The 14501-nt window shown below is 28.5% G+C and carries 5 protein-coding genes; all 5 read right to left on the reverse strand.

Features of this window, described 5'->3' with window-relative positions; translation table 11 throughout:
- Window positions 1-83: 83 nt before the first annotated feature.
- Window positions 84-5063 (reverse strand): beta-N-acetylglucosaminidase domain-containing protein, encoded by a 4980-nt coding sequence (locus EQF90_RS05920; protein WP_134711983.1) that lies wholly within the window; start codon window positions 5061-5063, stop codon window positions 84-86.
- Window positions 5056-8910, reverse strand: a complete 3855-nt coding sequence (locus EQF90_RS05925; RefSeq protein WP_134711984.1) for a glycoside hydrolase family 2 TIM barrel-domain containing protein — start codon at window positions 8908-8910, stop codon at window positions 5056-5058. The genes EQF90_RS05920 and EQF90_RS05925 overlap by 8 nt, the downstream gene beginning before the upstream one ends.
- A gap of 205 nt (window positions 8911-9115) precedes the next feature.
- Window positions 9116-9682, reverse strand: a complete 567-nt coding sequence (locus tag EQF90_RS05930; protein ID WP_134711985.1) for a redoxin domain-containing protein — start codon at window positions 9680-9682, stop codon at window positions 9116-9118.
- A 196-nt stretch (window positions 9683-9878) separates the two neighbouring features.
- On the reverse strand, window positions 9879-10091 hold the full coding sequence (locus EQF90_RS05935; RefSeq protein WP_134711986.1) for a hypothetical protein: 213 nt from the start codon (window positions 10089-10091) through the stop codon (window positions 9879-9881).
- Window positions 10092-12224: 2133 nt separating this feature from the next.
- Window positions 12225-14492, reverse strand: coding sequence for an N-acetylmuramoyl-L-alanine amidase family protein (locus EQF90_RS05940; RefSeq protein WP_134711987.1), 2268 nt, complete (start codon window positions 14490-14492; stop codon window positions 12225-12227).
- Window positions 14493-14501 lie beyond the last annotated feature (9 nt).

The following is a 14501-nucleotide window of genomic DNA, read 5'->3' on the forward strand; positions in this document are numbered from 1 at the left end:
CGATAGCAAATTTTTGAAGATATATTCATAAAACAGTAAAGATGAAATTATTTTATGAAAATAATTTCATCTTTATAATTTAGCTATTTAAGAGTTTTTGTCAAAAATTCAACAATTTGAGCAATGTTTTTATCAATTCTGTAAGTGCCTGACACCGCCTTTAAATTTTTAGCAGGAAACTCTGATGTTTTTGTAAATACTTCATACTTTTTGCTATCTTTCAGTAATTTCTTACCTATTTCAAATTTTTCTTTTGCTTTTTCTAATTCATTCTTTTTGATTAATTCTATTGCAAAAATAAAATTAAATGCAGCTTTTGATTTATCCCTTAAATTCAATACATAAGGCTTAATTTGAACTGCTAATTTTGAATTTGAGAAATTTTTGTAATATTTTTCTATAGATTCATATATATTAAAATATTCTCTCTTTAATTTATATAAATTATATCTGTATTCAAAAATATTATCGGATTCAAATGTTTCTTCAAAGTTTTCGATAAATGTTTTTAATTCTTCTGATTCTTCTAAATTAGATATACCACCGTTATCAGAATTTGTGCCTGATGCATCTGTATTTGACATGTGCTTGCAAATTTCATAAAGTTCATCTGAAACATTTTCATCAATATACTTAAATGACGCCTCCCATGATTTTTGTGCATAAAAATCTTCTGTATTCCAAGAATAGTCAGCTATTGCAAATAATGCAACAAGTGATGCGTACCCTTCTTCTAATGGATTTGTAAGTGAACCTACAAGTCCTTTTGTGCCGGGTTCAAGCATTTCTCCTTTACCCATAAATAATCTTCTATATGAGGTTCTATCAATATCATTTACCGGCCAATTTAACCAAAATAGAGGATCTCTTCTTTCTCCACGCTTTATTTCTCTATTTTTAAAATCTATAACTGATTTTTGTGTAATTGGTGCACAAGTATTATCTCCTGTAAACATTATTTGGACATTATCAGGAAACTCACTTGAATACAAATCCAGTTCATCAGGTCTAAATCCCCAATCAGCTAATACATAACCTTCCGGAACAAATACAAAATCATAAATTTTATCTTTTTTGGACTTAGCCCATTCATTAACTCTGTTCATTACTTTAACAACAACTTCTTTAGGTAATGCTCCCACATCGTCACCTAAAACTCCAAATTGTCTTAAACCTATTTCATAAACCTGATCCAATTTTGCAAGTAATAATTTAATATTTTCTTCAAATGATTCCTCATTAATTGGATTGCATTCTTTTTTAAATGGTGAAATCGTCCAAACAAATCTTGTTTTAATTTTATTTCCCAATTCTCCCAACATTTTAAAATCTTCAAGTTCCTTTGCAGGATATGGTTCAAACCATTTTTCTCTGTGATATGGGTCATCTTTTGGAGCATATATAAATACATTTGCTTTTATTTTTGATGAAAATTCCATCACATCCTTACGAAGCTCTGTTGAATAAGGTATTCCATAGTACCCTTCAATTGTTCCTCTAATTTTTTGAGTAGCGTAATCATTTATATATAAATTTCTTACAAATTTAGAATTTTGTTCAAATATTTGTAAAAGTGTCATATATGAATAATACAATGCGTCATTACTTTGAGCGGAAATATTAATTATATTTTCTTCTATTTCAATTGTGTATTGATCAAATTTTTCTAAACTTTCATCTAATTTTAAGTTTACTTTTATTGATGAATCTTCTGTAACATCAAAATTTAATTCGTCTATAATCTCATTTAACTTTAATTTATTATAATCCGAGATACCTTCACCAAAGTTTAATTCAAATGTTTTATTCAAATAGGTCGATCTGTATCTGTATTCTAAATGTTTTGGTACAGGATAAATTTCATATCTTAATGTTTCTTCATTTTCTAATAGATATTCCCAATTAAATTCTCTATACATTATATCCATATCATTATGCATCAAGCTGTCACCACCCTCATACATAATCGCAAATTTATTACCAAATTTTTCCATTGATGAATACCAAAACATTCCAAATGAAATATATTTTGAATTTACAAAGTTAATTTCTCCAGTATCACTAACTTCCCCGATATATATTCTTCCATTAAATCTTTCGTTTGAATGAGCTGATGATGGCGATGAAACCAATACGTACTCTTTATCTTGATAATGTGTATGTACAACCGACAATTGACAATTTGATTGTGATTCAAAATTTACATCTACCAATTCGGATTCAAATGTTTCACCATTATCCTTACTTGTTGCAATTTGAATGTGTACAGGTTTTCCATGAAATTGATTTCTAACAAATACTTTGATATCTCCATTATCTAACTGTACAAGTTGTGATTCGCTGGTTTGATAAAAATAATTATATTCTTCTTTATCATTTAATATTTCATCTTCAATTTTTCTATTTTCATTAACTGATTGACTTCTATGCCATGTTTTACCGTCATCATCAGAATAAACTAAACACGTATTTTGTCTTGTATACTCATTTGTAAAATATGCAGGAAATATAATCCTACCAGATTTTAATGTTATTCCTCTTCCGGGTGCCACCCCCATAAATTTCATCCATGATTCTTTAACTTGCGGATTTAAATCAATAGGATATGACCATGTTTTTCCATCATCTTCAGAACAGGTCATCAAAATATGTGATGTTTGCTGTATAAATAATTCACTATTCATCAAAAATATATTTCCAACTTTTACACTACCCTTATATAAATCTCCGTTCTCATGAAATGGCTGAATTTCATCTTTTTTAACTGTAAATTCTGTTAGTTCTCCTTTAAGTGTATAAACTTTAGAATCTTTTACATAATATCTGTTTTCTTCTTTATCAAATAATTCTAGATATTTATTGCCTTCAACTTCTACATAACCGTTTCCGGATTCTCTAATCGAGAAAAATCCTTTTGATTGTGGAAATGCAGTTACAAATGCAAATATTTTACCGGAATTTGACTGCAATACAACCGGATCAATTGTAAATGCAGATTTATCCCCTATATCCAAATCTACAGGCCATGTTACATATGGTGGCATTTCTCCACCATCCTGATCTACAGGATCTATAATAACTAAATTTTTTGAAAATACTTTTTGTCCCTTTTCTTTTCTTCTTACCACAAGGTCTATATTTCCCCAATCATATTGGTGTTCATTTCTCTTATCCGCAAATGCAAGCAATGTACCTTCTTTAGTTTCCAACAACGCAGGAATTCTATATGATTTCGAATTATCTAAACCTCTATAAAATATTTTTTCTGCATGCGAAAGATTACTTCTTTTTGCAAAAATCTTATCCAAATACTCTTTTAATCTTGTGATAATAGGATTGATTCTAAGTGTTGATGTTTCTGATTTTTTCATAAATCTATTTGATTTAGGGTCAGCATCAATTGAATGATATGCGTATTTTTCATTATAATATCGTGCATTATCATACAATTTTAATCCAATTTCTTTTTGACCTTCTTCTAATGCACCAAACGAATCAATATAGTAAACACCTGATAATAACAATTCTCTAAACGCATCAAAATACGGTTTTACTTCTTTAATTAATTTTACTTCTTTTGATTTTGCAAAATATCTATCTACCGTTTTAACTAAAAACTCAAATTTAGGTTTTATTTTTCCTAATACATCTTTAACCTCTGAAACTAGAGCATTATCCATTGCCTTATTAAATTCAAATTGCAACTCTTTAAAATCTTCCGACTCTTCTAACTCTTGTATACCTTTTTCATTTTGATTTGCCATATGTGCTGCAATCGTCTTTAATTCTTCAAAGGCAAATTTATCTATATATTTAAATGAATCATTCCATGACTTTTCACAATCAAAAGATTTAATATTCCATGAATAATCAGAAACTGCAAAAATTGCCACTTTTGAAGCATTTGCTTCTTGCATTGGATTTGTTACAAGCCCAACTATATTGTCAACGTCTTTATAAAGCAATTCACCTTTACCCATGTATAATTTTCTATAATTTATATCAATGTCATTTACAGGCCAATTTAGCCAGAAAAATGGATCTCTTCTTTCTTTGCCTGTGCCTCCATGTGCTTCATCAATTTCTTTGGTTTTTAATTTGTCAACATCAGCTTTATTTACAGGTGAACATGTTTCTTTTCCTGTAAAGAAAATGTGTACATCTTCAGGAAATCCTTCTGTATACGCATTTAATTCTTGAGCATCCCATGCCCATGTCAATACGTATGAAGCAGGACAATACAAGAAGTCTTTTACATCTCCTTTTTCTTTTGACCAAGCTGATAATCTATTCATAACATCTACAACAACTGAATTAGGAAGCTTTCCAACATCATCACCCAATACTCCAAATTGTTTTACTCCTACTGAATATAATTGTTCAAATTTTTCAATAAGAATACTTACTGATTCTTCAAAATTTTCTTTGCTAATCGGATTTGATTCTTTCTTAAATGGAGAAATTGTATAAACAAATCTATTTTTATACTCATTTCCTAATTTTGCCATTTCTCCCAATAAATTTAATTCTTTTTCAGGATATAATTCATACCATTTTTCTCTATGATACGGATCATCTTTTGGAGCAAAAATGAATAAATTATTTTTAAATTTAGAGCCGAATCTTAATAATTCTTTTTTATTTTCCCATGACCATGGAATCCCATAAAACCCCTCAATTATCCCTCTGTACTTAATTGAAGCATAATCTGAAATTTTTAATTTATTTATATCATTTTTTGATTGTTCAAATATAGCTTCTAATGTTTGAATTCCATAGAATAAAGCATCGTTATCTTTAGCGATAATTTTAATTTCATTTGTAGAAATTTCTAATTGATATTCATCGTGATTTATTAAATTATCTGAAAATTCCAATATTATTAATTTATTTGCATTGTCAGATAAATTTATTTTCTTCGAACTTAAAAGTTTTTCAATTTTATTTTTATTAACTTCATCAACTTTTTCGTTTAATATTAAATTAAATTCAACATTTAAGCTAAGCTGTCCTTCAAAATATTCTATTTCTTGAGGAATAGGATATATTTCGTATTTAATCATTTTTTCTCCTTAAAATATATTTGTTTTCCATTAATTTATTTTCTGATTTAACTATATATGTTATATCATCATTTTCCGTAATTCCCGGTATTTTAGTAATTGCCGCATTATTTGTAGCTTCTACAATTATTTCCTTTATATCTTTAGAAATCTCATAAATTATCTTCTCTTTCTCAAATTGTAGGATTTTACCATCGACTAAAATTTTTAACTCATAATCATCCAATTCTTTTACTTCTTTACCATATGCTTTAATTTCTGTAATTCCAATCGCTTTATCATCTTGAGCAATCATTTTTACTCTTATAGCATGTGTAAGCACATCTTCAAATTCAAAAATCTTGAATTTTTCTCTTTCGCCAATAGTTTCAGTATAATTTGAAATTTCCCTCCAATTATTATCATCTGCCAGTTCATGTTCTAATGATTGAATATTTTGATAATCCTTAGGAAATGAAATTTTTTCAGGAACATAATATTCTAATTTATATTCTTTTGGTACGGACACTTCATTATCTTCAAAGAAAAACACTTCTACTTTATTAATTTGATGTTGTTCAAATTCTCCTGCAAGTCCAAATAATATCCCTGCCCAATCTTCACTTCTCTTTTCTTTAGAAATATTTGTCCATCTGTCAATATATGTGTCATCATATGAAACTATTTCATTATTTAATGCTTTTGTTGTTGATAATGTATAATCTAAATCTGATGTAAATGATGCGATTCCTGCCGGTATTTCCGAACCATTCCATGATCTGGCATAATTATAACTGGAAATTACACTAGCATCATTGTTTTCAACAAATCTAATATTTAATTTTGAAATAAAATCTGAATTTTCCAAAATTCCATGTAATAATAAATTATCTGTATTTTCTAAACTATTAAAATCTACTTCTTCATTTGTATTTTCATCAATCCACTTAATTACACGTAATTTTCTCATATCTCCGGAAGTATTATAAACTGTAGCATATTTTGGCAATCTTGGTTTTTTTGTCCCTTTTCTAAATGCAAAGCTAAAGTTTTCAACAGAAACAAAATCATTTACATTTATATTTGCAATTACATTTTCGCCACTTTGAGTTTTACCATTTACTTGATATTTACCTAGGTCTTTAATATTTGACAAATCTTCAAAATTCCACTCTACATTTTCATAACAATTAAATTTATTTTCTAATATAACTCTAACTTTTTCAGGTAAATGCAATTCTTGACCTTTTTGCATTGACAATACAATATCCTTAGTTTCTATAACTTTTCCATCAGCAATATTAAAAATTTTGCTTCCTAACTGTGAAATTTCATTTTCAATAAATGTTATATTTTTAGGATTTAATGATAATTCTATTTCTGCACTTTCAAGATTTTCAGATTTTGCTTTTAAAATAGCCATACCTTCTGATTTCATTTGAATTATTACCATACCGGAGCCACTAAATGCTTTTCTGATCCATCTACCATCATTTTGTGATTTATATCTTTCCTGAGATGCTGCATCTCCATTGTCAACACCTAATATTTCTGCATTGCCTGTTACTTCAAATTCAACTAAATTATTTGCATATGGTACAATATTTTCATTTTCGTCAATAATATCAAATCTCACATATACTAAATCGCATTTTTGTAAATTTTCATCTACTGATAATTTCACTTTTTTAGGTTTTTCAGATGTCATCACTTCATCTCTGGCAATTTCGTTTCCATATTCATCTTTTGCAATTGCTTCTAATTTCCCTTTTTCAAATGGAACAAGCCACTGTAAATATAAATCTCTTTTTGTTTCTCCTTCTAGATATTCAAATCCATAATCTGTAGTTTTTTTATTGAATTCTTTTTCTCCTAATGATTTTCCATTTAAGAAAAGCTCTATTTTTTCAATATTTGAATATACTCTTACCGGAATCAAATTATCATCTCTTTTAAGGTCCGTACCTTGTTTTTTTAATAGACATTTGTCTTCAAAATTCCAATGAGGAAAAATCTTAACTACTTTTTTATCATTTTTACTGAACCATTGAGATTGATAGAAATAATAGTCCATCTTTGGCAATCCTGCCGTATCAACAATGCCAAAAAATGATGATTTAACCGGTGCACCCAAATCTTCCTCATTGTGCCATGGTGTTGGCTCTCCTATATAATCAAATCCCGTCCATATAAATTGTCCCGCATAATATTTTCTATCTCTATCATGAATCCATGAATCAATAGCAGTTTTCCCCCATCCTACTCTGTCATTTCCGTAGTCTGACATTTGATACATTCTATCCGGTTTATTTGAATTTCCGGTAGCAATTGAATCTCTAATTTGCGGATTATAATATATTCCCCTACTTTTTACTGCGGATGATGTTTCCGCTCCATACAAAATCCAATCCGTATATCTTTCAAATAATTCATCAGAGCCATCTTCGTTATAATTTAATCCAACCGTATCAAGCATTCCTGCAATTTTAACATGATGGGCTTCTTCATTTCTATTCCATATCAAAGAATTTTCTCCGATTGTAACGTATCTACTTTCATCAATTTCTTTTATCCATTTAATTAAGTTTCGAGCTTGACTAACACCATAAGGTTGCTCAGTTTCAAAAATTTCATTTCCAATCGACCACATTATAATCGACGGACTGTTAATATCTCTTCTAACCATGTTTTTAATATCAAATTCCGCCCAAATTTCTCCATCATTTGCATCCGGATGTGTCGATAATTTATTAAAAAACCTATTGTAGTCATATTCTTTTTTTCTATTTCCAAACCATGTATCAAAAGCTTCCTCTTGTACTAAAAATCCCATTTCATTACATAGTTTAATAAATTGTTCAGATTGCGGATTGTGAGAAGTACGTATCGCATTCACTCCCATATCTTTCATGATTTGAAGTTTTCTTCTATCTGCCTGCTCATACAATTCCGCTCCCAACGCTCCATTGTCATGATGCAAACAAACTCCATGAAACTTTAAATATTTCCCATTAAGTGAAAAACCATCTTCTCTTGTCCACGAATAGTATCTATAACCAAATCTTGTAAACTCCTCATCAATTAACTCTTCATTTATATAAATTTGAGTTTTTAGGTAATATAAATTAGGATTATCTATATCCCATAGTTTAGGTTTTTCAACTACCATAGTTTCATTAATCATTAATACTGACTTATTTCCTATTTTTTTTGAAACTTCTAAATTTTTAACCTCTTTTCCATTTGCATCAAATAGGTTAAATTTAATCTTTATATTTTCTTCATAATTTGAGGAATTAAATAGTTTTACTTCAATTTTTGTTTCAACGTTTTCTTGATTATATTTTAAATTTGGCGTTGAAATTACAATTCCATTATTTTTAATATATATTTTTTCTCTTAATATCAAATCTACATTTCTATAAATTCCCGAGCCTGAATACCATCTTGATGAAGGTTGCATATTTGTAACTTTTACAGCTATAGTATTTTCTCCATAATACAAATATTCTGTTAAATCATATGTAAATGTGTTATATCCAAATGGATAATTTCCAACTAAACTCCCATTTACATAAATATATGAGTCCATATAAACTCCGCCAAATTTTATGAAAATATTTTTATTTGCAAATGACTCATCAATATTTATTTTTTTTACATACCATGCAGTGCCGCCATCAAGTAATCCCCCTTCATTTCTTGATAATGACTTTTGGTTAAAATCTTTATATATGCTCCAATCATGTGGCAAGTCCACTTCCGTAAAATCAGAAATTTCTTTTTCTGTTAAATCTTCAATTTCTAATATATCACTTTCCTTAAATTTCCAATTTCGATTAATATTCAAGTATTTTTTATTTAGCATAATCCCTCCACTTAGTATAGACTATGTATTTTATTTAAGATATAAAAACATAAACTTTCTTTTTTATATTACCATAAAAATATATGAAAACCTATTCTGAATATTGAACATTTTTTATTCAAAATTAAAAATAATATCAAAAAAAAGAGCCGTTACAAAATAATGCTTTCATTATTTTGCAACAAGCTCTATTAAAATTTATTTATTAAATTTTACCTACTAAATCTTTTCCAGGTGTTAATGTATCATCTCCCGGATGCCATGCTGCCGGACATACTTTATCTCCATATGTTGCAACAAATTGAGCTGCTTCAACTTTTCTCACCAATTCGCTAGCATCTCTACCGATACCATCAGAGTGAATTTCATAAGCTACAATTTCATTTTCAGGATTAATTACAAATGAACCTCTTAATGATTGTCCGTCTTTTTCCTTTAACACTCCTAACATTCTTGATAAAACAAATGCTCTATCTGATAGCATTGGATATTGTACTCCCTTAACTGCTACTGACTCGTCTTTCCATGCTTTATGAACAAATTCGCTATCTGTTGAAACACTGTATACTTCAACTCCCAATGATTTTAATTTTTCATAATGGTTTTGTAAATCTTGTAATTCTGTTGGGCACACAAATGTAAAGTCTCCCGGATAGAAGAACAAAATTGACCATTTTCCTTCTAAATCTTTATCTGTAACTGTTGTAAAATCTTCGTTCGCATATGCTGGAACTTCAAATTCTTCTAATTTTTTTCCTATTAAATTTTCCATAAATTGTCCCCTTTCATCAATTTATTTTTAGTAGGAGTAGACTCCTACATATACATGTTACTATAAAAAAACATTTATTACAATTAAAATATTTTTATAACAAATTTATTAATTAAAATTCAAAGTAAATACACTAGTAATTACTTATTTTTTTCTATTTCTAGAATTTCAGAAGCCAAATGGTTACCATTAGCCTTTACCCTAACTTGATATTTATCCCATCTCGTGTTGTTATTTTTGCCAATATTTCTTTAATTTTTCTACTACTTATTGTTTCAAGAATAACAACTTCAAAATATGCGAATCCAAACAGTTTTGTTAGAGCATCTTCAAATTGAAAGTTAAATATATTCCAATCTCGATTCATCTTTTGCCACAATACCACTGTTTTTATAACTGTGTAAAACATATTATTCTCGCAGATTATTAAAATAAGAATATTTTCTATATACCTTCTTCTAAAAAAACTTATCTATTATCAAAAAAAATGATTTACAACTATATTAATTATTAGAGTTTTCAATGTATAATCCCACATACATCTACATTCATTTACCGGCTGTATATAGTAAATTCCAAAAATGCATTTTACTTCTTACATAACATAATTTCAATTCTAAAGATACCCCTAATTTATCCATAAAGTAGTAAAATTCTTTTTTTATAACCACCACGAACTGCTTTATCTTATAATATGATTTTTACTTAATACTCTTTACTCTTCATCAAAGTTAACTAGACTTTTACTCTTAACTATTGAACCTGAAAAAATTTCAGACGATCAACTAACAATTTTATCAAATGAAATTGCATTACAAATTGAAAATGAATTAGAATACCTAAAATATTGTTTTATACAATTTCCCCCTTATAATAAACCTTCCTTGAATCACATTTTCATTTTATTTATCTGGATAATATCTCCTATTACCCATCCACTTTTCATATCTCCTTTTTTTAGATCAAGATAATACCCTTTATCTTTTTCTTTCAATCAGTATTTTTTATTTGATCATTATATTTATAATATCACTTACCATTTTGTTGTATCCAAAATTCTTTAGAAACAGCTATATCATTCATATTTAATGTTGTAAATGTTTCAAAAGCAATTAACATTATAGTTAAATATATTTTTTGAATTTACAGCTACTGGCGGAGGCGGAATTTCATTTATATCAAATATTCCTTCGATTTACAGGTAATGGCAGGGCGGTGCTCATGTATAACAAAATTTTCTTTCATTTACAGGTATTGCCTGTGCCGCAATTTCATGTATCTCAAATATTCTTTCGATTTACAGGTAATGTTAGTTCGGCTGCCCTCGACAATTCATGTACTGCAATTATTTTTCAATATTACAGGTAATGGCTGAGGCGGAATTTCATTTATATCAAATATTCCTTCGATTTACAGGTAATGTTAGTCCGGATGCCCTCGACAATTCATGTACTGCAATTATTTTTCAATATTACAGGTAATGGCGGAGCCGCAATTTCATGTATCTCAAATATTTCCTCGATTTACAGGTAATGGCAGGGCGGTGCTCATGTATAACAAAATTTTCTTTCATTTACAGGTATTGCCTGTGCCGCAATTTCATGTATCTCAAATATTCCTTCGATTTACAGGTAATGTGAGCTCGGCTACCCTCGACAATTCATGTACTGCAATTATTTTTCAATATTACAGGTAATGGCGGAGGCGAAATTTCATGTATCTCAAATATTTCTTCGATTTACAGGTAATGGCAGGGCGGTGCTCATGTATAACAAAATTTTCTTTCATTTACAGGTATTGCCTGTGCCGCAATTTCATGTATCTCAAATATTTCCTCGATTTACAAGTAATGCGAGCTCGGCTACCCTCGACAATTCATGTACTGCAATTATTTTTCAATATTACAGGTAATGGCGGAGGCGAAATTTCATGTATCTCAAATATTCTTTCGATTTACAGGTAATGGCAGGGCGGTTCTCATGTATAACAAAATTTTCTTTCATTTACAGGTATTGCCTGTGCCGCAATTTCATGTATCTCAAATATTTCCTCGATTTACAGGTAATGTGAGCTCGGCTACCCTCGACAATTCATGTACTGCAATTATTTTTCAATATTACAGGTAATGGCGGAGCCGAAATTTCATGTATCTCAAATATTTCTTCGATTTACAGGTAATGGCAGGGCGGTGCTCATGTATAACAAAATTTTCTTTCATTTACAGGTATTGCCTGTGCCGAAATTTCATGTATCTCAAATATTTCTTCGATTTACAGGTAATGGCAGGGCGGTGCTCATGTATAACAAAATTTTCTTTCATTTACAGGTATTGCCTGTGCCGCAATTTCATGTATCTCAAATATTTCTTCGATTTACAGGTAATGCGAGCTCGGCTTCCCTCGACAATTCATGTAAAATATATTTAAATTTATTTACTAAACTATATATTAAATCTCCATAATATAATTATGAATTTTAAAATAAAAATTATCCATCTATACAATAAATCAAATATTGCTTAAATGGATAATCAAAATTTAAATTACTTTGTTTTATCCCACTTTCCAAAATTATCTACATGATATTTTCCAATCCACTCGGATTTCACCATCTTTCCATCACTTTTTAAATAATAATTTCCTTGCCATTTATTTTTTGCATATTTTCCGTCATTCAATAAATAATAGTAAGAATCATAATCCTTGTCAAATATCCACTCGGATTTCGCCATCTTTCCATCACTTTTTAAATAATAATTTCCTTGCCATTTATTTTTTGCATATTTTCCGTCATTCAATAAATAATAGTAAGAATCATAATCTTTATCAAATATCCACTCAGATTTTGCCATTTTTCCATTATTTTTCAAATAATAATTTCCTTGCCATTTATTTTTTGCATATTTTCCGTCATTCAATAAATAATAGTAAGAATCATAATCTTTATCAAATATCCACTCAGATTTTGCCATTTTTCCATTATTTTTCAAATAATAATTTCCTTGCCATTTATTTTTTGCATATTTTCCGTCATTCAATAAATAATAGTAAGAATCATACTCTTTATCAAATATCCACTCGGATTTCGCCATCTTTCCATCACTTTTTAAATAATAATTTCCTCGCCATTTATTTTTTAACTTTTTACCGTAATTATCTATATAATAGTAATCTCCATTTTTATAAATCCACTTGTTTTTTAATAATTTATCTTCATTTTCAGAGTTAAAATCTTTATTCAAATTACCCTTTTCTATATTTTCTTTATTTCCTTGATATGGCATTTTAGTATTTTCCTTAAATACTTCAGGCAAATGAACTTTTAGTTTCTCGCATTCAATTCTAAAATAGTCTTTTGTGTAATTTAAGGCATTTACAAGTTTCTTATAATGATCCAATTCAACTTTACCGTTTTTTTGATTTTTTAATAATTTTTCATAATATGATTTAGGTGTAAGTAATACCTTCGATGCTAAATCATGTTTTTTAAACCATTCTTCATTTTCGATTTTAATTACTTCTTCATATTCTGCAACTAATTTATCTACATGTTCTTTACTATACCATGTTAAATCATTTGCCGGTATCCTTGATCTTAAGGCTGCGTCTTTATTTAATAATAAAATGTCCTTAGAGTTATAATTAATAATCCAATCTTCAAATTCTTTATTTACATGCATAAACTTATTTTCATAATATTCCGTTTTATTATTAGAATCAACTACCGCATATAGGTCTTCATCATCAGAAAACATATCTCTCGTATAACTTGGAAGTGAGCCTATTGAAGCTGTTAAATCAAGAACATGCCATTTTTTATTATAAAAAGCTCTTGTAGTGGCATGAGCTTCTCCATTATAGTTTCTACCTTCTATAACATAAGCGGGTATACCCATTAAATTCAATCCTCTTGCTGCAAAAGTAGAGAATCCTAAACACATCGCCTTGTGTCTTTCTGTAACAGAAAAAAGATCAGAAGCGGAATAATATAATAATCTATCATCATTATAATATGCTTCTCTATCATAAACAGTACTTTTACCTGCTTGAAGTATAAATCTTATTATTTTTTCTCTATCGTCTATACCCTCTTCATTGGAACCTGCTTCGAGAATTATCTTCTTTATAGCTTCATCATTTTGCTTTATTCTATCCAAATTCAAATTAATATTTTTAAGATATTGCTCTTTATTATTTATATTTAAATCAAAGGCAAATTTATTATCAATATTCAAATTTCTGGTATATATATTAACACCGTTTATTCCAATGTGTTTTATACCCCTTCCCATAGAAAGTCCAGCAGCATTTAATCTAACTTCTATAAAATCTTTATCTTTAATAGGAAAGGTTGTATGTATAACTATATCTTTAAATTCTGATATATTTTTTAATCTTTCATCCATTATTTTATTATATTCATCTATATTTTTTACAAGCCTATCTTCTTTTTTCATTATAAACAAAGCCATGCCGTGAATTGCTTTTCCATTTAGTTTAACAAATTTATATTTGTCCTCTAAAATGCTTGAAATCTGATCTTTCGGCAAATTTTCTTTATATATAACTGAGGCATTTCCCAATATATACACATTTACATTTTCAAAATTTGAAGATTTCATCTCACTTTGTACATCTTCTATAAATTTATTTTTATCATTATCTTCTATCACAATTGATTCCTGATTACTAATTCTTTGCAAACTTTCTGCATATACAGGCCTATTAAGATTTACAAATCCTTGGTTAAATGGTGTAACCAGCCCAGCCATAAGGACTAATAACACTTTAGACTTATTTTTAATTTTCATAATTATACC

It is taken from the genome of Helcococcus ovis, from assembly GCF_004524775.2.
In the GTDB taxonomy this organism is placed as follows: domain Bacteria; phylum Bacillota; class Clostridia; order Tissierellales; family Peptoniphilaceae; genus Helcococcus; species Helcococcus ovis.